The following is a 24,156-nucleotide window of genomic DNA, read 5'->3' as shown; positions in this document are numbered from 1 at the left end:
CTTAAAAAGAAAGGGCGCTTCGTGGGCGCCCTTTCTTTTGCTTGTTGTGTTCGTCCAGGTTACTGTCTCACCACCCGAATAACGGTCTCGATATTATCTCCGGCTACCTTCACTAGGTACGTGCCTACCGCTACATCGGTAAGGTCCAGACGCTGCAGCTTGCCTCCTGTGAGGGTCAACGTTTTCACCAACCGGCCATTCAGGGCAAACACTGCTACTTTCACCTCAGATGAAGTAACTTGCGTCAGATCCAGGTTCACCTCATCAGGAGTTGGGTTGGGGTAAGCATTCACCGTTACTTGTGCGGCGGAAGAGGCCTTAGTCTGAACCGCTACGGTCTTGCTGTACTCGAACTTGCCGTCATAGTCCACCTGCTTGAGGCGGTAGTAGGCGGTGCCCACTGGGGCCTTGCCGTCTAAGAAGCTGTATTCCACCCGCACGTTGCTGTTGCCGTTGCCCTTCACCTGCCCGATGGCGCTGAAGTTCCTGCCGTCCATGCTGCGCTCTATTTGGAAGTAGTCGTTGTCTTTCTCTGCGGCCGTGGTCCAGTTCAGTTGCACACCCTCTTTCTGCGCCTTGGCCGTGAAGCTGGTCAGGCTGACAGGGAGAGGTTGCTCATCAATGTTAGCGAAAGTGAATGGAAGTACCGGTAATAAGTAATTGTTACGGTCGGTGCCTGCCAAACTAGCGTCCCGCAAAGTTACTTTTTTGTTAGTTCCGGGATTAGGGTTGTCAAAAGTAGCTGTGACTCCTGTTAAAGTTAAATCATCTCCATCTATTTTCCCGATTACAGCACGGCTGTTTGGTGTTATGGTTGCATCTGTTGTGCCATCATACTTTTTGTTTTCTGCTCTGAACTCTCCAACAATAGATTTAGGAGTGATGCTGGCCCGAAGCTCTGTTGGCTGGTTTAGGGTATAGTTGGCAGCAGCCGTACCATCCAGACCTGTTTGAGAGAAGTTGATGATTTTGTTTGTGCCAACGTTTTTGTCCGTGAAGTTGTATGTTCCTTTAAGGGTAACGTTGTCAGAGCCAATCACTCCAGTCAAAGACACGGTAGCACTTGTAGTACCATCATAGACTTTGTTTGCAGTGGCAGGGTTGATACTAAGTGCTTTGGGAGTAATGGTGATTTTGGAAGTAGCAGTGGTAAAGGCAAGTTCATAGTTGTCTTTATCTGTAGCACCTATGGATAGCGTTAAAGTTGCGTTCTCATAAACTCCAGCATTTGATGCACCATTAATATATAGTTCTACGTGATCTGGCGGAACAATCCCCTGCAACCCGCCTGATGTTACCAGAAATGTGGTAGTGCCATCATATTCTTTTGTGTAAGAGGTTGCAATAACTGGAGTAAGCGTTTTAGGGGTGATTTTAGCAGAAAGTGCAGGCATGGGGCTGGGTAGAGTAAAGGTATAGTTTCCAGCATTTGCTCCTGCTAAAGCGCTACCATTGTAAGTGACACTAATTGGTAACACTGTACGTGTTCCATTTTGCCGATTCACATCTTCAGAGGCAAATGTGCCCAAGCCGTTCCAAGTAACTACATCCCCAGATATTATGCCATTCAAGGTGCCATCAATTGTAGCGTTTCTGTTGCCATCATAAACTTTGTCGTTTGCGGCAATATTGCTAAGGGTTAAGGCTCTGGCTGTGATGTTCGCTCTGAGCCCTGTTGGTTGGATGAGGGTGTAGTTGCCGGCTGCGGTCCCGCTCAATGTGCTGGTGGATGTCACGGCAATGTTGGTGCCCACATTCTTGGTAGCGAAGATGCCCGTTCTGGTAAATGTGACGTTGCCTATGTCATTAGAGATAACTCCACTCAGGGTGCCAGTAATGGTTGCGGCATCATTTCCATCATAAACCTTGCTGTTTGCTGCAGCATTAGCAATAGTAAGTGCTTTGGCTGTAATGGTTGCAGTCAAGCCTGTGGGTTGGGTAAGGGTGTAATTATTTTTGGCGGTTCCATCTAAGAAACTAGTGGAGGTAACGGTGTGTGTACCTACATCACGAGATGCGAAGGTGCCGCTTCTAGTTAATGTAACATTGTCATTGCCCAAAACTCCAACCAGATCTCCGGTGATGGTCGCGTCTCTTGAGCCATCATATTCTTTATCATTTGCCCGTGCATTTGCTACAGTCAGTTCTTTGGGTTTAATGGTGGCTCTCAATCCCGTGGGCTGAGTTAGCGTATAGTTCACTGCATCTGCTCCGGATATTGTGCTTGTGGAGGTAACTGCAATATTGATTCCTGCATTTGCTGAGGCAAAAGTTCCTGATGTAGTTAATGTAACGACATCTTCTCCTTCGATACCTGCCAAGGTGCCATTCACAGTGGCAGTGTTTGTTCTATCGTAAACCTTGTCACTTGCAGAGGCGTTTGCGATGGTGAGAGCTTTCTTGGTGATGGAAGCCGTTGTGGTGAGGGAGGTTGCATCTGGTAGGTTATAGTTGCCTATATCAGTTCCACTAAAGGAGATACCGGTTACAGTTACTGTTTTACCTGTGCCTACATTCTTGTCTGCGAATGTAGCGGAGGTATATGTTGCCACTACATCATCACTAGAAATCTTGTTGGTGGTTAATGTAACGGTAGCAGTTGCATTACCATCGTATGTTTTGTCCTGACCGGTGGCAGAAACGGTAAGTGTTCTGGCAGATATTGTGGCGGAGAGGCCATCTGGTATAGTAAGTGTGTAATTGCCGGCTCCTGCTCCTGTTAGGGAGATAGAGGTTACGGCGTGAGTGCCCACGTTTTTAGAGGCCAAGATGCCGGAGCCTAATGTAACCGCATCCGGTGAGATAATCCCCTCCAAATTTCCTGTAATTACGACATTAGCTGTGCCGTCATACTCCTTATCCTTTGCACTTGCGCTTGAGAGGGTAAGTGCTTTGGCTGAAATGGTGGCGTTAAGACCTGAAGGTACTATGACGATGTAATTGCCAGCATCATCTCCTGTCAAGCCGATAGAAGTTACTGCATGCGTACCTACGTTTTGGGAAGCCAACGTACCTTTACCGGTTAGAAAGACGTTGTCTGGAGAAACTATCCCGTTTAAAGAGCCTGTAACGTCAACCACATTGGTGCCATCGTACACTCTACTTGTTGCCGTAGCATCCGTTATGGTAAGTGGTTTGGCTGTAATGGTGGCGGTAGTAGTTGCAGTAGCATTTGTATTTGCTAAAGTATAGTTGCCTGCATCGGTTCCACTAATGGTGATTCCACTAACCGTAACAGTTTTAGTTCCTGCGTTTTTGTCGGCGAAGGTAGCAGAGGTAAAAGAAGGTGTTACAATGTCACTGCCAATCTTATCCGTAGTCAAAGTCACAGAAGCATTGGCAGTACCATCGTAAACTTTGTTCTGGGCAGTTGCGGTAACAGTTAGTGGTCTTGCTGTGATAGTGGCAGATGTAGTGGCAGTAGTATTTAATAGATTGTAATTTCCTGCATCTGTTCCGCTGATAGTAATCCCACTTACTGTTATGGTCTTCGTTCCAATGTTTTTATCAGCAAAAGTAGCGGAAGTGTAAGTAGCTGTTACGTTGTCATTCGTTAATTTATCTGTTGTTAAGGTAACGGTAGCGGCTGTTGTACCATTATATACTTTGTCTTGGCCTATTGCTGAAACCGTGAGGTTTTTCTTAGTTATGGTAAGGGACACAGCTGTTCTGGATGCGCTCGTGCAACCCGTCGTGGTATTCCTAGCCTCTGCATAATAAGTGTAAGGACCACCTACAGCTGTTTGGGAGGGTGTATAAGTGGTAACGCCTGTCGCCACTTTTGTTCCACCGGTTGAAGCAGTATACCAGTCAATTGTTTGTCCTGAAGGTACTGTTGCAGATAGACTGCGGTCACCACCGTAAGTAATGGTCTTATTACCTCCGCTAGTAGGAGAAGTCGGAGAGGCATTGATTGTGAAGCTTGGGGAGGCACCTGCTCCGGTACTCCCGTTGAATGCAGGACTTGAGGAGCTTAGCGAGATTTTATATGTACCAGTTGGTAAACTGCTAGGAATGATGATAGTTCCTGTTAGGTTAGATGTGCCTCCATTAGAATTATTAAAACTGTTTGATGCACTTAGAGTTAGGCTACTGTTGTTGATTGTGCCATTTATAGGAGTGTAAGGCGTTGCTCCACCAATAGTGCTTATATACACTGTAAATCCAGAGGATGAACTGTATCTACTGTTACTGCCAGTCCCATTTATTGCATCAAATGTGATTGTTGCAGTTGATCCCGTGCAAATAGGATTTGTAACAGTTTTAACTAGGATAGATTGTGCTTCGGCTGAAAAGCTTGTGATAAGTAAGAAGAAGAAAAGCCAAAAGCTTTTGCCGGGGTGTAGAGAGTTTCCCATACCTGTGCTTATAAAATGGTGTTAATTATAATTTTTTATTGTAAATGTTATATATAATAAGCTTGGTTATAGGGTAGAACCAAGGTTGTAACTCAACTAATAAGGTTTACTTAGATTGCTATCTAAAAACTAAGCCTAGGGGAGGCTTTGATAGTATCCTGTTTATATATTTTATAAATGTTTGCTAATGAATAACAAACTTAGAATTTTAAATTAAAGTTTCCAAGTAAATAATTATATTATAATTAAGTATAGGTAAATTTTAGGTTAATAAATTCATATATGAATAAATAATGAAATTAAATGTGCTTAGAAAAGTATTTTTTAGGCGTATGTTGTTGATTGTGAGAATTTTTAGAGATGGTCTCGCCTGTAGCGCAATGTACAGAGGCGCAGATACAGGGAAGGTGAACCAAGTTTTAAGCCCAGATTTTCTCGAAGCTGTCAAACACACTTTGTGGTAAGCTCCTTATGTATGGCTAGGCAATCGCAAGCAGAAGAAAGAACCAGTAACAGTAGTTCCAGTCTAATCAAACGAACGGGGCGGATACTAATATTACGGTCAACCTTATGAAGCAAGTCACTCCATTGTAGAGTCAAAAAAGATAGGGTCAAGTACTAATTGAGAAAGTAGGGTAAAGAACTGCTGGGCCTACAGCAAGACAAAACGGGAAGCCTCTTAAGAGGCTTCCCGTTTTGTCTTGCTGTAGGGAAAGAAGCCCTGAAACGAAAAGGTAATCCATAAACTACTAAAGAAAAGAAGCGGCTCCTGTTGGGCCGCTTCTTAAGGTAACTGGTCTGAAAAGTTTGCTTACCGCTTCACTACTCTAGTGACTACGTCTACTTCTGCTCCCTTGATTTTGAGGAGGTAAGTGCCCGCTGCGAACTTCGTCAGATCAAGTATTTGCACAACTCCGCCTTCCACTTGCTGGGTTTTCACCAAGTGACCATCCAAAGCATATACACTAATGGTTACTGTTGAACTTGACAAGGAAGTCAGGTCAAGGGACACCATATCGGCGGTTGGGTTCGGGTAAGCTTTCATTGTCACCTGAGTGGCAGCTACTGCTTTGGTCTGCACGACTACGATCTTGCTGTACTCATGCTTGCCGTCATAATCCACCTGCTTGAGGCGGTAGTAGGCGGTGCCGCTAGGGGCTTTGCCGTCCAGGAAGCTGTAGTCCACCCGCACGTTGCTGTTGCCGTTACCCTTCACCTGCCCGATGGCGCTGAAGTTCTTGCCGTCCATACTGCGCTCCACCTGGAAGAAGTCGTTGTCCTTCTCGGCGGCCGTGGTCCAGTTCAACAGCACGTCCTCTTTCTGCGCTTTGGCCGTGAAACTGGTCAGGGTTACCGGCAGTGGGGTTACCATAGAGGCTGAACGGTAAGAGTATTCCCCATTGGTGGTTTGTAAGGAGGCGGCGCGTCCACCGTTTTCCGTGTCAAAAAGGTCTACCATACCATCCTGGTCTGTATCATGGTAATATGCACTACTTGGTGTGAGATAAGCCGGAGAGCCATTGTTAGAGGCCATCCATTTAGGAGTGCCAGTAGCGTCTTTGTCTGAGTTTACGTACCAGCCTTTCTGGTTCACTTCTTCAAAGATCCGGGCGCGCTCCAGTAAGTCATCCATGGAGGTACCATCATTATTGTCATCAAAGGCCTCTACATAGTCTGGGGTGAAATCACCGTCGCTGTCTCTGTCAAGGTAATCGGGCTTGCTGTCTTTGTCAGTGTCTACCGGAGTAATGGCCTTGCCGCCTGATTCAGGATCATGCCCATCTTTTAAGCCGTCAAAGTCGCTGTCTGTTCCCAAGCCGTTCGCAAAAGCCTGGGTAGCCTGGGCCTCGTACACATCCAGGATGCCGTCATCGTCTGAGTCGATGTCCTCGATGTCACGGAATCCGTCTTTATCAGTATCGGGGTTGGGCAGGATGTTCTTGCCATTGGTGTCTAAGATAGCCAGCGGAATACCCTGTGCATTCACCCCACCAGTAAAGGTTCCGGTGGATGGATTGTAGCCAGCTGGTGCGGTGCCCCCGTTTGCCTCAATGGCATTGGTGATGCCGTCTCCGTCAATGTCAATGTCAAATCCTCTGATCAAACCATCCAGATCCAGGTCAAAGGCGTCATTAATATCGTCATGGTTTTTGTCCTGGAAGGCGCCATACACCGGGTGCACAAAGGTTTTGTCCAGGTAGTTGGGGATACCATCTTTATTGTCGTCACCAGTTGGGTCTACCGCGCCTGGTTCCGTGATCACCCCATCATTGTTGTCGTCTAAATCATAGATATCGTCTATCCCGTCTTTATCCCAGTCACCGGAAATTTTGTAGGTGAAGGTGTTCACTGAGATATCACCTTGGGCGTCGGTTGTCTCAATGGTGAGGGTGTACGTGCCTGGTACCAGATGAAATCTATAGTCTACTTCCAGGGTTCCGTCATGCTCTAGGCGCGTTCCGGCCGGTAAGGTGCCGTTCAGGATCCTGGCGTTTTCAATAAGGCCATCTGGGTCTGTGAACTCTACAATATGGTCACCGGTTTTGAACAGGAACATGTGCTTGTCTGTGTTGACCACCTTTGCAATCGCTGGCCGGTCTTCTACATTAAAGCTTACCACGGTACTGTTGTTGCCGTTAGGAGTACTGCCGCCGTTAGGGTCAAATTCGGTTTGGGCTGATTTGTAACCCAAACTGTTGAGGGTACCCGTGGTAAGAGGCTCCACCAGGAAGGTGAATGTCTTTGTTTCACCAACTCCAAGGTCGCCAACGGTCCAAACACCCTGGGCATAGCTTGTGCCAGGGTCTGCTTTTCCGCTGCCTGCTATTGGTCTTAAACCGGCTCCTCCACTTGCGGAAACCGCTACGCCTGTAGCAGGGTCGGGGCCTGCGTTGGTAGCCGTAATGGTTACCTGGTATTGTCCTCCTACATAGTAAGGACCTGCTGCAATAGAACTACCTACCACAATGTCAGCGGTTTTCTGTACGGTTATCTGGGTGGTAGCAGAATTGTTGGTTGAATTGCTTTCGTACTCATTCACAGCTTTCACAAAAGCTGTAGTTGTGAAAGTGCTGCCGGAGGTTGGCTTCACGGTTAAAACCAGGGTCTCGGTGGAGCCAGCCAGTAAGTCGGTGCCCAAAGTCCAGATGCCAGAAGTAGCATCATAAGTACCTACTGAAGGAGCCACGCTCACCAATGTAAGGCCTGCGGGCAGCACATCTTCAATCTTCACTCCGGTAGCGGCATCTGTGCTGTTGTTCTTGACAGAAACGTTGAAGGTAGTATTCTCACCGTTGTAGTAAGGTCCGGCAGCAGCGGTGTTGGTAACCTGTAAATCCACCGCAGGCACCACGTTGATCAGGGCTACCGCTTTGTTGTTTTCCGGGTTCAGGTCCTTCTGGTCAGCAGAAATAATTTCGCCGCCCAGGTTCAGGCGTCCGGTGGTGTTAGGAATGCCTTTCACTACCAATGTTATAGATTGACCAGGTTCTAAGGCATCAATGATCCATTCGCCAGTGTCCGGATTGTAGCCTTTGCCTGGTTCGGCGTAGGTGAATTTGATGGTGCCGGTACGAGTATCGCTTCCTAATAAGTTAGTGATTCTATCGGGACCATTGTTGGTGACTTTCAGGGTGAAAGTAGCTTCCGTCACGCCTTTGTAGTAAACGCTATTCACATCTCCTGTAACGGATATGCTTACGGCAGCATCGGCTGCCTTTTGTACCGTAAAGGTGGTAGAGGCAGTGTTGTTGCCTGGGTTGCCGTCGTATTCGTTTTCTGTCCGTTTGGCAACGGTGAAGGTGTAGTCTTTGTTGCCATTTGTTGAATTATCCACGTTGGGCACTACCACCAGATTCATGCCGGTGTAACTGCCCGCGGCCAAGTTGCCCAGGTTCCAGATGCCGGTAGCCGCATCATAAGTGCCTGCCTTAGGAGAGGCGCTTACCAAGGTGAAACCGGCGGGCACCAATGCGTTAATAGAAACTCCGGTAGCGGCATCAGGGCCGGTGTTGTCTACCCTTACGCCCAAGGTAAGTTGTTTGCCTGTGTAATATGGACCTGCAGACATTCCCGTAGTTACTTTGATGTCGGCTGTGATGGTGCCGGTACCAGAGGTAATGGAGTTAGAGGCGCTGTTGTTGCCGTTGGTGTTGTCGTACTCGGTATGGGTTTGGGTAGCCGTAGTAGTGATGATCGCGCTTTGGTTTACCTTGGCTACTAACGTAAGCGTGGCAGAGGCGCCGTTGGCTAAAGTGCCCACCGACCAGGTGCCTGCTGAGGCATCATAGGCTCCGGTGCCGCTGGAGTTGGTGGCGCTCACAAACGTCAGGGCGGTAGGAAGCTTGTCTGTTACTACTACAATGGTGGCGGCGCTTGGTCCGATGTTGGTTGCCGTTACCGTGTAGGTTACTTCATCGCCATTGGCATAGGTGGTCTTCACTGGGGAGGTGATCACGTTGGTCACGGCTACATCAGCGGTTGCCCTAACAGTGATGGTGCTGCTGGCCGTGTTGTTGCTGCTCTGCCCGTCAAATTCTGAGTGTGACTGGGTAGAGGAAAGAGTCAAGGCACCCGTTGCCGTAGGTTTTGCCGTGATGGTCAGCGTCTGAGAGCCGTTCGTTACGATTGTTCCCACCGACCAGGTGCCAGAAGCCGCATCAAAGGTGCCGGAGCTTGCGGAAGATCCAATGATAGTCAATCCGGCCGGTAACTGGTTCGCTACCGAAACGTTGGTGGCGTTGTTAGGTCCGTTGTTCACTGCCTTGATGGTGTACGTAACCGTTTCGCCCTGGGCAGGAGTAAGATTGGATACCACATTGGTTACCGCGATATCTGCGGCCGGTGCCACCGTGACAGTGTTAGAGGAAGTGTTGTTGCTGCCGTTATTATCAAGTTCATAGCCGGTGCGGCTACCCAAGATGGCCGTACTGGTATATGTGCCAATTTTGGTAACCTGCGCCTGAAGCGTGATGGTTTTGGTTTCATTCAAGGCCAGATTCCCAACATTCCAGGTACCGGTAGAGGCATCGAAACCGGGGGTGGTAGTAGCATTAAGAGGCACAAAGCCATCGGGCAGGTTTGTGGAGACCGTTACCCCGGTAGCCGCATTAGGGCCCAGGTTTTTGGCAGTCAGAGTATAGGAGACAATCTCGCCATTGCTGTAGGTTGATTTGTCTGAGGAATTCAGCACCTGGATGTCTGCAGAAGGCTGTACCTGAATAGTGGCAGTGGCGCTGTTGTTAGAGGTGACGTTATCGGACTCGGTGTGGGTTTGGGAAGCAGTTGTGGAAATGGTGCCTGCCGCCAGTGGTTTAACCGTAATGGTGAGGGTCTTGGAGGCGCCTACCGCCAAAGTACCCACGTTCCAGGCGCCGGTACTGCTGTTGTAACCCGCATCTGACGCGCTAATGAACTGAAGAAGCGAAGCGTCCAGTTTGTCTGTCACGATCACGTTGGTAGCTGGTAGCGGACCGTTGTTGGTTGCCGTAACGGTATAAGTGAATTCTTTACCCACGCCAAAGGGGGCAGTGGAGGCTATGTTGGTAACCGCTACATCTGCGCTGCAGTCATAGGTAAAGGTGGAGGACTGCTGGCTGGAGGAAGTGTAGCCGTACGTCCAGGTGTTCACGGTCTTCAAGTCTCCGGCTGTAGTAGTGGCAGAGCCCCAGGTGTGTACGCCGGTACTGGAAACAGCCCCGAAGAGCTCAGAGCGGGAAGGGAAGGAGCTAGTGGGAAGGTTGTTGTCATCCCAGTAAAGCAATGAATACTCAGGAGACGTTGTGCCGGGAGCAAGCGGGCGTACATCCATCACCCTGAAGCCATCGTTCCATTCCGCATCCCATACCGGGAAGTTCACCGGCATGCTACCGTTCCGGAACATGTAATTGAGGGTGGTATTTTTGGCCACAGGCTGTCCTAAGCCGTTCAAGCCGTTCCATTCCACCGACCGGGTTCCTTTGTCGCCGGAAGATTCCAGTAGTACGTCGGCACCATTGGTTTGGTAACCGGGGGTGCCGTCCAGGTTGATGAGCACCAGGAAGGTGCTGCGCTCTGAGGTGTTGAGGTTGAATAAGGTCTTGCCGCCGCCGGTGGTGGTGTTGCAACTAGAGGCCAGGCTCACGGAGAAGGTGGGAGCCGTAGCGCTGGGCCAGATGGCAGGGTCTGGGTCATTCACAAAGTTGAAGTACTCTGGGTAATCGGTTTGGCTTGTCTGGCTTTTCCGTCTCTCGCTGGCAGTGGCTCCGGCCGTAGTGTTGGACCCGAAACTGTTGGTCACGAACCGGAAAAAGTTCTGGGGCGCAATGCCAGCCAGTTCTATTTTCTTCACGAAGAATTTCCCCGGTTGGTCTTCGCTGGGGACAAGTGGGAACAAGTTGAAGTCCTTGGAGAAAACGTTGGCCGTGCCGCCCGCAGAGAAAGACCACAGCTTGCTGCGCATGCGGCCTTGTCTTTCGGTGCCCGTGGCATCTATCACGGTGAAGTCCCAAAGATCATACACCGAAAAGCGCCGTCCGTCATCGGTCCAGGTGCTTTCCCCGGCTTGGGTGAATTCTACGTAATAATCGTAGTCAGTTCCGGTGTTATTGGTGATAGACAGAGGTGTATAACCATTGGTGACGGCCGCTTTTCCGCCAAGGGCGGGTCTGTTAGGGCCGTTCTCCGCCTCGGTGGCATCATCAATCACCCCGTTCTGGTTGGCCACCAGCAGCATGTCTCTGGTAGATTTTGTGTTGGCCTCTAAGGTGTTGGCTTGCGACCAGGATGCATCATCTATGCCAGTGGCTACATTGGTGCGCCGCAGGGTAAGAGTTAAATCCGCCTGGTTGGCAGAGGTTTGGTCATGGATGGCGCGGTGCACGCCATAGTAAAGCGTTTCGCCGGCCTTTAATCTTATATACAGGCGGTGGTCTTTGGAGTACGTGGCGCCGTTGCGGCTGAATCCGGCCGGTTTCAGGAAACTGAGCGAGGTGATGGCCACCCCAGAGGCGCTGGGTAAGTTGGCGTCATGTGCCAGATACCCGACCTTGTCGTTGAGGGGACTGGTGAGGGCTGAAGAAGATTTGTTGGGGGTAAGCTGCTTTGATCCTTCGGCAAACAAGGTGAGCGGGAAGAAAGCAAAGGCAAAAACCAGAAGGCGTAAAACTTGTGCCATATAGGGGAATGAAATGGAATAATCTGGAGCGTTATTCTGCTAATACTTTATTGAAAACTTGACGAAATCAATATTGCTATAAGCTTCTGCTTTTCTTGTTGTGAATTTTGCTTCAAAATTATGCAATTTTATCCAGGTTGTTCTTGATTTCGATAAAATGCCTGTTTTAACCGATGAATTGATCCTGAATTAGTTGTGAATGGGTTTATTGGCGTTTATTGAGCTTTTTAAACAGGTTTAGCTTGTTGAATTTGTATCTTTTTAGAGGGTGTTTATTCATTGATTTGGATGTGTGTTTATGGGTAGTCTTTTAGTGAATTGAAATAATTATATTTAATTATGAAAATGCTTTAATGTAATTAATTATATATCTTGAAAGGTATATTGTTCTTATATAATGTAATTTATGGTTAATCCCGTAAGAAGCTTTTGATAATGGAAGTGGAAATTTGTCCAGATTAGTATTGTATTGAGGCAGACAGATAGCAACTTTGTTTTCGGGCCGTTTTTAGGAAAACAGGCGCTAAACCATTCGTCCTGGAGCAGGGCCAGCAATAGTTTGCAGGCTGCTGTATCCTGGTTAACCGCAGATCAGAATTGGCGCTCCAGGCGCTTATTGGTTGTTTTAAGTAAAATCACATGAAAGCATTCTATACCATTTTTCTGCTGTGTCTGTCTAACCTCTTTATGACCTTTGCGTGGTATGGGCACCTGTACTTCAAAAGATTCACGGCGCTGCAGAAACTGGGTTTGGTGAGCGTTATACTCATCAGCTGGGGATTGGCGTTCTTTGAGTACATATTCCAGGTGCCGGCCAACAAACTGGGGTATCGTGAGAACGGAGGACCTTTCTCCCTCTTTGAACTCAAGACCCTGCAGGAAGTCATTTCCCTGTCTGTTTTCACGCTGGTGACGGTGTATGTGTTTAAATCAGAGAAGCTGGCATGGAACCATTTGGTGGGTTTTGCCCTGTTGGTACTGGCGGTTTTCTTTGTCTTTAAGAAGTGGTAGACCAAGAGTATCCAACAGAATGGTTACCTTAGCCGATTAGTAATTAAAAGAGTAGATGCAGACCGAAGAACTCTCATACCAGGAAAAGATTCGCGAACACCAGCTGAAGATAAAGCAGGTCTTCAGGGAGATGAGCAAAGTGGTAGTGGGCCAGCAATACATGGTGAACCGACTGCTCATTGGCCTGTTCACGAACGGGCACATCTTGCTAGAGGGCGTACCGGGCCTGGCCAAGACTTTGACCATCAATACGCTGGCCAAAGTGCTGCACCTGAACTTCCAGCGCATCCAGTTTACCCCAGACTTATTGCCCTCAGACCTGGTGGGCACCATGATCTATAACCAGAGTTCCTCAGCATTTGAGGTAAAGAAAGGTCCCATTTTCGCCAACCTGATCTTAGCTGATGAGGTGAATCGCTCGCCGGCCAAGGTGCAGTCGGCGCTGCTGGAGGCTATGCAGGAGAAGCAGGTGACCATCGGCGAGAAGACCTATCGGCTGGATCTGCCTTTCCTGGTGCTGGCCACCCAGAACCCGGTGGAGCAGGAGGGAACCTACCCGCTACCCGAGGCTCAGGTAGACCGTTTCATGATGAAAGTCTACGTGGACTACCTTTCCAAGGCCGATGAACTGGAGGTGATGCGCCGCATGTCTAACCTGTCTTACAGCAGCACGGTCAACACCATCCTCACCAAGCAGGACATCTTCGACATCCGGAACGAGATAAACCAGGTGCAGATCTCCGAGACCCTGGAGCGTTACATCATTGAGCTGGTCTTTGCCACCCGCCGTCCCGCCGATTATGACCTCAATGATTTCGCCCAGTACCTGCAGTTCGGGGTATCACCGCGGGCTAGTATTGCCCTGAACCTGGCGGCCAAAGCCGTGGCCTTCTTTGACGAGCGCGACTACGTACTGCCCGAGGATATCAAAGAAATCGCCTCAGACGTCTTGAGCCACCGCGTGATCCTGAACTACGAGGCCGAGGCTGACAACGTGCAGACGAAGGATTTCGTGGAGGCCATCCTCCGGAAGGTGCCGATCAGTTAAGAAGGAAATGGTATAAGAATAAAGGAAGGCAGTCTGAAAAGATTGCCTTTTCTGTTTTAGGTCTAATTTAGGAAAATCGGCTTTAAAACAGCTCTGAACTCTTTTGTCCGGCTGATCAGGGTATTCAACCTGTACTTCGCGATTTCCAGGAAGAGCGAAGCCTGCTAATCGGGAGAATTTACCCTTTAAACTCTGGTTTGAGGAGGTTGGCCTAATTTAAGAATCCGGCCTGGTTAAGACCGCTACCTTTGAATCAGAAATACAAACAGCAGTCTTTTACCAGTGAAAAATTTAGTACTCATCTTCGCCTTTATCCTCTCTTTCTCTGCCATGGCATCGGCAGATTCATTCACAACCAAGAAAAACGCGCTTAAAACAGGAATGCGTGCGCTACACACCAAACTCAAGTTAAGCGAGACGCAGTTTGTGAAGCTCAAAGCACTGGAAAAGGAAAGGCTGCGCGAAATAGGAGAAGTACAGAACATCGCTTCGGGTACCCGGCTGGAGGAGCTGAATGCTGAAATCAACAGCCGTCATGAAGACGCCGTGCTGCAGCACCTGACCCCGTTGCAACAGAAGAAATACCTTGTTTACAAATACAAAGGCATTACCAAAAGAAACTAAAGCTTTTACTACCTCACCCTTTATTGATCGGCACCTCGCTCTTTATTAACAAACAAAACGAACGGGCCTCCAGTGGAGGCCCGTTCTGTTTCTGCTCTTTCTCTCATGAAAGATAAAGCCCGCCATCTCTGGCGGGCCCCCTGCGCCTGGGAGACTAAGCCACGCGCAAAGTGATTGTACCACCTCTATTTCTCACCCATATTGATGGCCAATCTTGTCTTTAAAATCTTTGATTAATAATCTGTGTTCTGTGGGTCCCAGTTGGTCCAGCCGGCGGTCCAGTCTGTAGTACCGAAGGCGCCAATGTAGGTAGTGGTCTCAAACCCGTTGATTCCCGCAAAAGACGCGCCGCTCAAAACCATGGAACCCGTCTGTGGCAAGTAAGGGGCAGTAGTGGCCAGACCCAGTTGGTTCAGGGCTTTGATGCTGTTGCCGTTGCCGCTGGCGTTAAACCAAGTGGTGGCATTGAACTCTGACGTAGAAGAAGAGGCTTTGTTGATGGCGGTGTTCTCGCCGGCACCCGCTACTACGGTGTTCATGATCTTGATGCCGCCGTTCTGGGCGTAGCCTTCCACCACTGATCCGTCCAAAGTAATGCCTTTGTTATAGCCGCTGATGATAGAGTTGCGGATAGAAAGGCTGGTTCCTTTTTTCAGGTGTGCCCCCTGACCGAACTGGGCGCCGGTTGGCAAGTTGCTGCCCGGACCTACAATGGTCACGTTGGAGAAAGTAGCGGTGGTCAGGGGAGTTAAAGTGGAGCCGTTGCCGTCGTTGTCTGACTCAAAGCCGTTAGAGGCACCGCCGGTAGCCACGTCCCACATGTTGGGGTCGCTGATGCCTAAAGCGTACTGCACTCTTCCGCTGTAGCCAAAGTCAGTGTCAAACATATCATCGGTGTTTCTGTAGGCTACCAGGTGCGTCGCATTCACGGTGCCGCCAAACCACTCAAACGCATCGTCCCCGCCAAAAGAAACCTGCACGTGGTCAATCTTGGTGCCTGATCCTACAGAACCCAAGGTAAGACCGTTCAATTCTTTGTTTGGCTGCAAAGGATAACCGGCATATTCAATGCGTACATAACTGAATACCCCAGAGTTATCGGCGTCATTTTCCCCTCCGTAGTAGGCTAACGGACCACCTTCTACTTGTACGTTCTGTGATTGGTTGTTTTTTGCTTTCCCTAAGATCACTACCCCACCCCAGTCTCCTGGAGCGCGGCTGCCTTTGGCTTGGTTGGAGGTGAATACAATTGGTTTCTCGGCTGTGCCCTGAGCCATGATCTTGGCTCCACGCTGGATCAGAAGCGTGCCTTGGGTAGCTTTCTCGCCTTTGATGATGGTGCCGGGTTCTATGGTTAAGGTGGCGTTGTTGTCTACATATACAAAGCCTTTCAGGGTGTACACGGTATCGGCATCCAGCGTTCTGTTGGCGGTAATGGAGCCTTGCAGGTTCGCGTTGCCTTTCACGGTTGGCGTAGGGGTGTCATCGTCCTCGCTGTCTGAGCAGGAGGTGAAGCCCAGGGCCAGGCCGGCTAAAAGCATCAGTGATAATTTACCTAAGTCTTTCATACTCTTTTTTAAGAAATGGTTTAGTTTAATTGATATGTAGGTCTGTTTTAAGTCCGTTTTTAGAAAGTGTACCCTAAGGTGATAGTGCTGTACATGCCCCGGTTGAAGAGGTAGATGGGCAGGTCTGCTGACCCGATCTCGCTGTCTAGGTTGGTGTCTTCCTTGAAGCGGAATTTCTGGTTGAACAGGTCGGTCACGCCGGCTTTTAGCTGCATTCTGTTCTTGAAGTTCTTGGTGAGGGTCACATCCACCACGTGGCGGGGTAATTCATAGATTGACGGGTTCTGTTCATCGCCCACGCGGTAGATTCTGGTGCCCAGTACGTTGTACATGATGGAGTACTGCCAGCCGGTCTCTTCATCCTGGTAGTAGAGGCCCGTGTTCACGATGTAAGGCGATTGACCCATCATAGGACGCTCCAAAGCCTCTTCTGAAGATGTACCCTTTAGGCTCACTCGGCTGTGGATCAAGGAAGCGTTCAAGACCAGAGAGTGGTTTTGAATGAATTTGCTGCCGGAAAGCTCTCTGAAAGACTTGCGGGCCTCTGCCTCAATCCCGATGCTGTTGGCATAATCTCCGTTCACGAAGGTGTAGTTGGTACCGGTACCGGCCTCCAGTTTGGTCTCAATGGGGTTTATGAACCGTTTGTAGAAAACTCCCAGAGAAAGAAGCTCAGCGGAGGAGGGGTAGAATTCATAGCGCATGTCCACGTTGTGGATGGTAGCGGTTTTGAGTTCGTTGTTACCGCGTACCGAGGCGTTCTCATTGAAGTCATAGAAGCTGAAGCGGGCCTGCTCTCTGAACTCGGGGCGGTTCACGGTCATGCCGTAGGCCACGCGCAGCAGGGAACGGAGGCTGAAGTTGTAGGCCACGTTCACCGATGGTAGCAGGTAAAGTTTCTTCTCGTCTACCTCGTAAGTACCAGATTGGTCAGCGGTGGTCACCTGGCGCCAGTTGTACTCAGCTCTAACCCCGCCGTAGAAGTTAACCTTTTGGAAGAATTTCTTCGCGATACCAGCGTAAGCGGCTCCCAAAGTGTTGGAGGCATCATACTTATCGGCAATGGTGGTTCCTTCGTCAAAGATCAATCCGTTAGGGAAAGAGATGTTCTGCGGGGCGAAGATCTGGTCCAAGGGCAGGTTCAGGATGTTTTCATCGGTTCTGCCGCCAATGCCAGCGTTGCGCTTGTAGTTGAGGGTGCGGGCGTTGAAGTCGCGGTCCTTTCTCTCGGCGTAGAACCCGATGTTCAATTTGGGGGCGTTCTCCACATCAGCTGAATCTGCGGCGTTGAAGAGGTGCTGCCACTGGCCTTCGGCGATGTAGGCGCTCTCGTTCAGGTCTGAGAAGAAGCGGGCGGCATCATAAGGCGTAGACAAAGTGGAAACCTGTACCCTGAACGGGCCTTCAGATCCGGCATCGCGTTGGGTGCGCACTCTTCTTAAATCCGGTTCCTGGCGGTTGATGAAGTTGTAGCCCGCTGACCAGGTGAAGGTGTTCTTTTGGTCTGGGGAAGAGTGCGTACCCTGCAACTGACCGGTGTAAATGCTGCGGCTTTCGTAACGCAGGGCGTAGTTCTGCTCTTCTTTCACGCCCCCGGTCTCATAGTTGAAGCCCTGGCGCACCGTGGTCTGGGAAATGCCTATCTGGTTGAACAGGTTCCGGAATTCTATCTTGTTGTTCTCGTTCAGGCGGAGCGAGAAGTTCTGCAGCAAACCCACCCGGATGGTATTGCCCGAGAGTTGGTCTGTGTAGTTCCAGTTGGTGTCTACTTTGCCGTCGGCCTGCTGTTGCTGGTAATCGCTGCGGAAAGTGTTCTGGCGCAGCCGGGAATTAGAGTAAGTGACGGCCGTGATGCTGGAAATCCGGTTGCCGGCTACGTCAAAAACGCGGTTCAGCCCAAAATTCAATCTCATATCTGGCGAGGCGGTGGCTTTCTCTGGTTTCCAGGTGTTGGGCAGGTCCAGGTTCTGACCGTACTGGGCGCGCTCGGCGTAGCTCAGGTTCTGGAATCTGGCGGTGGAAGGGAAGTTGCCGGGCAGTTGGCGGGTTCCGCTGTCAAACCCCAGGAAATCCGTTTTGCTGCCTTTGTAGGAATAGTAGTTGTTGTTGAACGTGGTGCCCGTGCGGTAGCCCGTACCTATGCTGAAGGTGGCGCTGTTCTCCGTCACTGCGTTTCTAGTGGTGACTTTGATGGCCCCACCAGCGAAATCTCCGGGTAATTCGGGGGCCGGTGACTTATAGATCAGGATTCTGTCTATAACGCTGGTGGGCAAGACATCAAAAGAAAAGGCGCGTACGTCCACTTCAGAGCTGGGCGTGAGCACGTTGTTCAGCATTACGGAGTTGTAGCGCTCGCTCAAGCCCCGCACAATAATAAAGCGGTTGTCCTGGATGGTAACGCCCGGGATTCTGCGCACCGCCTCGGCCGCATCGCGGTCCTGCGCTTTCACAATCTGCTCGTTAGACATCCCGCTCACTACAATGTTGCTCTGCTTGATGTCTTTGATAAGCGAAATGTCATTGTTTACCTGGCGCTCGGCTACCACGGTCACTTCGCCCAGGCTGTGGGCATCGTCTTCCAAGGAAGAGTTCAGGTTAGTGGTCTTGCCCGCTTCTATGGTCACGCCCTCAAGCGTGAGCGGTTTATAGGAAACATAGGTGATGGTGACTTTGTAGGTGCCCGGGGCCAATGAAAGGGAGTAGTTACCTTCCAGGTCGGTGGCGGCTACGCTGGAGCTGGTAGCCGATACGGTGGCGCCGATAATGGCTTCGCCGGTTTTCTTGTCTTTTACTTTGCCGGTGAGGGTTCCTGTTTGCGCAAAGCCTGTTAAGGCCGTGCAGATAAAAGAGAGGGTGAGTAAAAACGATCTCATGTGGTTAGTATTAGTCTCGCTGCAAAACTAGAGCGGTCACTTTACCCCATGATTAACCCGATATTACCCTATCGTTAAGTTGGAATAGTGAATGTTAAGCGGAGGTTAACACGTCTTGTTTCCTGTTTCCAAACAGGCCTGCAGAAGCCGGATAGCTGTTTCTAGCCTCTTTTCTGAAAAACAGAGGCTAAATGGGACGGCCTTCTTCCACAACAAAACAGCCTTCAAACTGAACCTGCATAGCCCTGGCCCGGTGCAGGGTGCCTGGTTGAAAAGGGGTAAGATTTACAGAAGGGGAGAGGCAACGGAACGGAGGTTTGGTATCGTTCTGGGAAAGGATGTAATGGTGTCCGTTTCAGGTCTGATTTCCTGAAAGTAACTCCAAAACAAGCTCCTGCGCGCGTGAATAATGACGGAAATCATCCGTCAGCATTCATTTGTGTTGTACCTTTGTGGAAAAGTTAAGAAGAAGTGCTGCTGAAAGAGGTTGTTTACCTGATGCAAAAGGATTTTGTGCTGGAATGGCGGCAGAAGTATGCGTTCAACGGCATGCTGCTGTACGTGGGAAGTACGGTTTTCATTTGCTACCTCAGTTTCAGTCTGCGCTTTGGAGGGCTGGAGGTGCCAGTCTGGAATGCCTTGTACTGGATCATTCTGCTGTTCACTGCCGTGAACGCCATCGCCAAGGGATTTGCCCAGGAAAGCCGCGGACGGCTGCTCTATTATTATAGTGTGGTGAGTCCGCAGGGAGTGATTCTGGCTAAGATGGTGTACAACGCGGCGCTCATGCTGGTGCTGTCCCTGCTTTGCTTCGGGTTCTATGCCATTGTGATCGGGAACCCGGTGCAGGACGTGGGCATGTTCCTGGTAACGATTGTCTTAGGAGCGATTGGGTTTGCCTCGTCGCTGACCATGATCTCGGGCATCGCAGCCAAGGCGGCGAATACCGGTACTCTCATGGCGGTGCTCAGTTTCCCGGTGATGGTGCCCATGCTGCTCATGCTCATGAAGATGTCCAAGAACGCCATTGACGGGCTGGACCCCTCGGTGAGCCTTGACGAGGCGCTGGTGCTGCTGGCAATTAATATGATTGTGGTGACCGTGTCCTACATCCTGTTCCCTTATTTGTGGCGCAGTTAAGGCCCGGAAATAAAAAACAAAGTCAAAAACGAATGAAACTAACCTGGTGGAAATGGCTGACGATTGCCCTGCTGCTGTACACAGTGGTGATGGGCATGCTGAGCGAGGTGCCCCGTCTGGCTATTCTCAATGAAACCATCCGGAACCTGTACTTCCACGTGCCTATGTGGTTTGGCATGATCCTGATTTTGCTCGTTTCAGTGGTGTATTCCATAAAATACCTCAGAAACCCACTTACCAGAAACGATATCATTGCCTACGAGTCTGCCAAAGTAGGCATCCTGTTTGGGGTGCTGGGCATTATCACGGGCATGGAGTGGGCACGTTTCACGTGGGGCGAATTCTGGAGCAACGATCCCAAGCAGAACGCTTCGGCCATTGGCCTACTCATTTACTTCGCTTACCTTATTCTGCGCGGTTCTTTCCAGGACCATCAGCAGCGCGCCCGCATCAGCGCGGTGTACAATGTCTTCGCGTTTGCGGCGCTTATCCCGCTTTTGTTTATTCTGCCGCGCCTCACAGATTCCCTGCACCCGGGCAATGGCGGGAACCCCGGTTTCAACTCCTATGACCTGGACAGCCGCCTGCGCGCCGTGTTCTACCCGGCCGTGATTGGCTGGACGCTGTTAGGGGTTTGGGTGGTGCACCTTCGCACCCGTTTAGAAGTTTTAAAGCAACGATTCTATGAAAATGCATAAGTGGCTCTTGGTGCTGCTCCTGACGTGGGCGGCTGGTTTCTCAATTCCTGCCTCGGCGCAAAACGCTACGGAAGGAGGCTCCACCATTGAATATACCTCACAGGACAAAGCGGCCTCAGACCCGGAGATGGCAGATGTCATGCGCCAGGACGGCAAGATTTATATTGTGGTGGCGGTACTGGTGAGCATTTTGCTGGGCGTCCTGTTTTACCTCATCAGCCTGGATAGAAAGATTGGCAAGTTGGAGCGCGAGCTTCGGCAATAAAACCGTTTCGGGGCTGTTTTACCTTAAGCAGGTCCTAAACGCAAAGTGTTCGTTCCATGCAGAAAAGCGCCTGGTGCGGATTTAATTTTAAATAAGTGTTGTTAAAGAGGCGGGCAGAACTCGCCTAATCTTGAATAACCATGAAAAGAATACACATCATCGGGATTTTAGTTATTGCGGTGGCCATCATGATCATCATGTCAACGGCTTCAGACGCGAGTGTTTACGTGCCGTTCTCTGAAGCGCAGGCCCGCGCTAAAGAAGGGGATGACACCAAGGTGCACGTGGTAGGCCGCCTGAAAAAAGACGCCCGGGGCCACATTGTAGGCATGAAGTATGATCCGACACTGGACCCCAATTACTTCTCATTTGTGCTGGTAGACACCAACCGCGTAGAGCAGCAAGTGGTGTACTACAGCCCCAAACCCCAGGATTTTGACCGCTCTGAGCAGGTGGTAATTACCGGCAACATGAAAGAGAACGTCTTCGTGGCCGACAAGATTTTGCTCAAATGTCCTTCTAAGTACACCGAGAACGAGGTGAAGGTAGAAACGGCAAGCCTATAAATTAGTTCTGAGTCTTGAGTTCTGAGTCCTGAGTTAATTACTTAAGGCGAAGCCAAGTCTCTCATGGTTGTTATCATTTATAAGAGTTTTGGGGCGTGTTTTGAGTTTTTGACTCAGAACTCAAGACTCAGGACTCATAACTACTAGAAATGGTTAATACTTTAATTGGTGATTTAGGTCATTACAGTGTCATCCTCGCTTTCGTGACGGCGCTGGTTTCAGCGATCGCGTTTGCGTTTGCCTCCAATGCCAAAGAGCTTACCCCTGAGCAGAAAGACTGGAAGAAACTGGCCAGAGGTGCCTTCTTTGTGCACGTTGCGGCGGTTTTCGGTATCATCTTCTGTCTTTTCAACATCATTTACGCGCACCGCTACGAGTACCATTACGCGTGGAGCCACTCTAGTAACCACCTGCCGGTGCATTACATGATCTCCTGTTTCTGGGAAGGTCAGGAAGGGTCATTCCTGCTCTGGATTTTCTGGCATGCGCTGCTGGGTCTGGTGCTCATCAAGTTTGCCGGTAAGAAGTGGGAAAGCCCAGTAATGGCGGTTTTCTCCTTCGTGCAGCTGTTTTTGACGTCCATGATTCTGGGTGTAGTGATCGGTGATCTGAAAATCGGTTCCTCTCCGTTCATCCTGATGCGCGACTTCATGACCGATGCGCCGGTGTTCCAGATGGACCCTAACTTCGTGCCGAAGGATGGTACCGGTCTGAACCCGTTGTTGCAGAATTACTGGATGGTGATTCACCCGCCGGTGCTGTTCCTGGGCTTTGCCGCTACCCTGGTGCCGTTTGCCTTTGCAATTGCCGGTCTCTGGAAAAGAGAGTTCGCTTCCTGGACCAAACCCGCTTTGCCTTGGGGCTTGTTCGCTGCCGTGGTGTTAGGAGTTGGTATCATGATGGGGGCCTACTGGGCCTATGAAACTTTGAACTTTGGTGGTTACTGGAACTGGGACCCTGTAGAGAATGCCGTGTATATCCCGTGGCTTGTGCTGGTGGGCGCTATCCATACCTTGCTGGCCTTCCGCAAAAGCAAAACCGCTTTGCGCGCTACTTTCATCCTGTTCATCACCTCTTTCCTGCTTGTGCTGTACGCTACCTTCTTAACCAGAAGTGGTATCCTGGGTAACGCCTCCGTACACTCTTTTACTGACCTTGGCTTGTCTGGTCAGTTGTTCACCTACCTGGCGGCCTTTGTGGTGCTGGCTATTGGTTTGCTGGTGTACCGCTGGAAACATATCCCGGCCACGGCCAAAGAGATTGCCACTTACTCCGGGGAGTTCTGGGTGTTCATTGGCGCCGCGGTGCTTTGTCTGGGTGCTTTCCAGGTGTTGGTGACTACGTCCATTCCGGTGTACAATGCGTTTATGGGCTTCATTGGGGTGAAAACCAATGTGGCCCTGCCTGCCGACCAGATTGCCCACTATACCAAGTTCCAGATGTGGATGGGGATTGCCATTGCCATGCTGTCTGGTACCGGGCAGTTGCTGTGGTGGCGGAAGCAGAACGACGGTACCAAGCTGTCTGAAGTGTTCATGCTGCCGCTCATCTTTACCGCTTTGTTTGCCGCCCTTATCTTGCTGGTAAGCAAAATGGGTTACATTGAGCGTATTGACAACCCGTCTTATATTTTGTTGCTGCTGGCGTCTCTGTACGCGGTGTTCAGTAACCTGGCCATTGTGTTCGGTCTGCTCAAAAAGAAAGTCTCTATTGCCGGTGGGGCGGTGTCACACATTGGGGTGGCCTTGATGCTCATCGGGATTCTGTTCTCCTCTGGTTACTCCAACATTATCTCCAAGAACATGTCTGGTATGGTGTACGCCCGTGAGTTTGGCGATGACATCAACCGCGACAACGTGCTGCTGTGGCGCAACGCCGGGACTGATATGGGACCTTACAAGGTGACCTACAAAGGTCAGTACCTGGAAGTGAAAGACCTGCCGGATTACGTGAACAAGCAGCAGCTTTTCCGCCTGGAAGATGAGTTCAGAGCCGTAGCCCGCGGGCCGCTGAAAGACGGAGACCAGATCAAGTACAAAGCCGGCGATACGGTGGACATCTACCCCGAGAATACCTATTACGAGGTGGAGTTCAAGAATCGTGAGTCTGGCAAATCTTTCACACTGTACCCAAGAGCGCAAGTGAACCCGCAGATGGGATTACTGGCCTCACCAGACATCAAAATGTTTGGCACCAAAGACCTTTACACGCACGTTTCCACTATTCCAGATCCTAACGAGGAGAAGGAGTGGGGCGAGTTGAAAGAATACCAGGTGAAAATCGGGGATACGCTGTATCTCAATGACTATGTAGCCGTGCTGCACGGGATTGAGCCCGCCAAAGACACCCTCATGCTGAACCTGAAGCCCGGTGATGTGGCCGTACAAGCCGACATGCAGGTATTGGGTGAGCGCCGGACTTACCACGCGCACCCGATCTACGCCATCAGAGACCGCATGGTGGGCCGCGTGCCGGAGGAGATTGAAGACCTGGGTCTCCGGATTATGCTCATGAGCATTGACCCAGACAAAGGCGAGTTCACCATTGGCATCAACACCACCCAGAAAGACTACATCATCCTGAAAGCGATGGAGAAACCTTTCATCAGCATTCTCTGGATTGGTACCATCATCATGAGTTTGGGCTTTGTGATGGCCATTGTGCGCCATTACAACGACGGCAAACGCGGGAACGCCGCTTCGCCAAAGGGCCCGGCCGGAAAAGAAGCCGTAAAACGCAGAAAGCAAATGGCCTAAATTCCAGAACCATTTAAAGCCGCGGAAGAATTCATTTTCTTCCGCGGCTTTTTTGTTTATAGGCTGTTTGGGTAAAAAGGGCCCGAAAAGGGTTTT

Annotated in this window: 12 protein-coding genes; 8 read left to right on the top strand and 4 right to left on the bottom strand. The window is 50.2% G+C overall.

Features of this window, described 5'->3' with window-relative positions; translation table 11 throughout:
* Window positions 1-59: 59 nt before the first annotated feature.
* Window positions 60-4,358, bottom strand: coding sequence for a YDG domain-containing protein (locus J3P35_RS21010; protein ID WP_210466678.1), 4,299 nt, complete (start codon window positions 4,356-4,358; stop codon window positions 60-62).
* 811 nt (window positions 4,359-5,169) lie between these two features.
* Complete coding sequence (locus J3P35_RS21005; protein WP_210466677.1) at window positions 5,170-11,511, bottom strand: T9SS type A sorting domain-containing protein; 6,342 nt, start codon at window positions 11,509-11,511, stop codon at window positions 5,170-5,172.
* 639 nt (window positions 11,512-12,150) lie between these two features.
* On the opposite strand from J3P35_RS21005, the gene J3P35_RS21000 reads away from it, so the two are divergent.
* The 3 genes from J3P35_RS21000 to J3P35_RS20990 all read left to right on the top strand — a co-directional run bounded on the left by J3P35_RS21000 (window position 12,151) and on the right by J3P35_RS20990 (window position 14,194).
* A complete protein-coding gene (locus J3P35_RS21000; protein WP_149092063.1) occupies window positions 12,151-12,522 on the top strand; it encodes a DMT family protein in 372 nt (123 codons plus the stop codon).
* A 55-nt stretch (window positions 12,523-12,577) separates the two neighbouring features.
* Window positions 12,578-13,570 carry an AAA family ATPase gene (locus J3P35_RS20995; RefSeq protein WP_210466676.1) on the top strand — a complete coding sequence of 331 codons (993 nt, stop codon included), beginning with the start codon at window positions 12,578-12,580 and terminating at the stop codon, window positions 13,568-13,570.
* Between the two features lie 282 nt (window positions 13,571-13,852).
* Window positions 13,853-14,194, top strand: a complete 342-nt coding sequence (locus J3P35_RS20990; RefSeq protein ID WP_210466675.1) for a hypothetical protein — start codon at window positions 13,853-13,855, stop codon at window positions 14,192-14,194.
* A 233-nt stretch (window positions 14,195-14,427) separates the two neighbouring features.
* On the opposite strand, the gene J3P35_RS20985 is transcribed toward J3P35_RS20990, so the two are convergent.
* Together J3P35_RS20985 and J3P35_RS20980 are read right to left on the bottom strand one after the other, a co-directional pair.
* Complete coding sequence (locus tag J3P35_RS20985) at window positions 14,428-15,762, bottom strand: T9SS C-terminal target domain-containing protein (protein WP_210466674.1); 1,335 nt, start codon at window positions 15,760-15,762, stop codon at window positions 14,428-14,430.
* Window positions 15,763-15,821: 59 nt separating this feature from the next.
* Window positions 15,822-18,635, bottom strand: coding sequence for a TonB-dependent receptor (locus J3P35_RS20980; protein WP_210466673.1), 2,814 nt, complete (start codon window positions 18,633-18,635; stop codon window positions 15,822-15,824).
* A 498-nt stretch (window positions 18,636-19,133) separates the two neighbouring features.
* Here J3P35_RS20980 and J3P35_RS20975 point away from each other — a divergent pair, with 498 nt between their 5' ends.
* The 5 genes from J3P35_RS20975 (at window position 19,134) to ccsA (J3P35_RS20955) (ending at window position 24,060) form a co-directional block, all read left to right on the top strand.
* Window positions 19,134-19,775, top strand: coding sequence for a heme exporter protein CcmB (locus J3P35_RS20975; RefSeq protein ID WP_210466672.1), 642 nt, complete (start codon window positions 19,134-19,136; stop codon window positions 19,773-19,775).
* Window positions 19,763-20,473, top strand: a complete 711-nt coding sequence (gene ccsA / locus J3P35_RS20970) for a cytochrome c biogenesis protein CcsA (RefSeq protein WP_317195412.1) — start codon at window positions 19,763-19,765, stop codon at window positions 20,471-20,473. Before J3P35_RS20975 ends, ccsA (J3P35_RS20970) begins: the two co-directional genes overlap by 13 nt.
* Window positions 20,460-20,738: a CcmD family protein gene (locus J3P35_RS20965; protein ID WP_210466670.1), complete on the top strand. Its 279-nt coding sequence runs from the start codon at window positions 20,460-20,462 to the stop codon at window positions 20,736-20,738. Before ccsA (J3P35_RS20970) ends, J3P35_RS20965 begins: the two co-directional genes overlap by 14 nt.
* A gap of 140 nt (window positions 20,739-20,878) precedes the next feature.
* The gene (locus J3P35_RS20960) at window positions 20,879-21,304 is read left to right on the top strand and encodes a cytochrome c maturation protein CcmE domain-containing protein (protein ID WP_210466669.1); all 426 of its coding nucleotides are present in this window, start codon (window positions 20,879-20,881) and stop codon (window positions 21,302-21,304) included.
* Window positions 21,305-21,453: 149 nt separating this feature from the next.
* Window positions 21,454-24,060 carry a cytochrome c biogenesis protein CcsA gene (gene ccsA / locus J3P35_RS20955; protein ID WP_210466668.1) on the top strand — a complete coding sequence of 869 codons (2,607 nt, stop codon included), beginning with the start codon at window positions 21,454-21,456 and terminating at the stop codon, window positions 24,058-24,060.
* The last annotated feature ends 96 nt before the right edge of the window (window positions 24,061-24,156 follow it).

Origin of the sequence: Rufibacter roseolus (assembly GCF_017916365.1) — a bacterium.
Lineage (GTDB): Bacteria > Bacteroidota > Bacteroidia > Cytophagales > Hymenobacteraceae > Nibribacter > Nibribacter roseolus.
The sequence above is the reverse complement of the archived record's forward strand: the minus strand, read 5'-3'. Positions and strand labels throughout refer to the sequence as shown.

Bases quoted from the DNA above. Each gene is read 5' to 3' on its own strand.
- ccsA (WP_210466668.1), top strand. From the start codon at position 21,454: ATGGTTAATACTTTAATTGGTGATTTAGGTCATTACAGTGTCATCCTC.
- J3P35_RS21010 (WP_210466678.1), bottom strand. From the start codon at position 4,358: ATGGGAAACTCTCTACACCCCGGCAAAAGCTTTTGGCTTTTCTTCTTC.
- J3P35_RS21000 (WP_149092063.1), top strand. From the start codon at position 12,151: ATGAAAGCATTCTATACCATTTTTCTGCTGTGTCTGTCTAACCTCTTT.
- J3P35_RS20975 (WP_210466672.1), top strand. From the start codon at position 19,134: ATGCAAAAGGATTTTGTGCTGGAATGGCGGCAGAAGTATGCGTTCAAC.
- J3P35_RS20995 (WP_210466676.1), top strand. From the start codon at position 12,578: ATGCAGACCGAAGAACTCTCATACCAGGAAAAGATTCGCGAACACCAG.
- J3P35_RS21005 (WP_210466677.1), bottom strand. From the start codon at position 11,511: ATGGCACAAGTTTTACGCCTTCTGGTTTTTGCCTTTGCTTTCTTCCCG.
- J3P35_RS20960 (WP_210466669.1), top strand. From the start codon at position 20,879: ATGAAAAGAATACACATCATCGGGATTTTAGTTATTGCGGTGGCCATC.
- J3P35_RS20980 (WP_210466673.1), bottom strand. From the start codon at position 18,635: ATGAGATCGTTTTTACTCACCCTCTCTTTTATCTGCACGGCCTTAACA.
- J3P35_RS20985 (WP_210466674.1), bottom strand. From the start codon at position 15,762: ATGAAAGACTTAGGTAAATTATCACTGATGCTTTTAGCCGGCCTGGCC.
- J3P35_RS20965 (WP_210466670.1), top strand. From the start codon at position 20,460: ATGAAAATGCATAAGTGGCTCTTGGTGCTGCTCCTGACGTGGGCGGCT.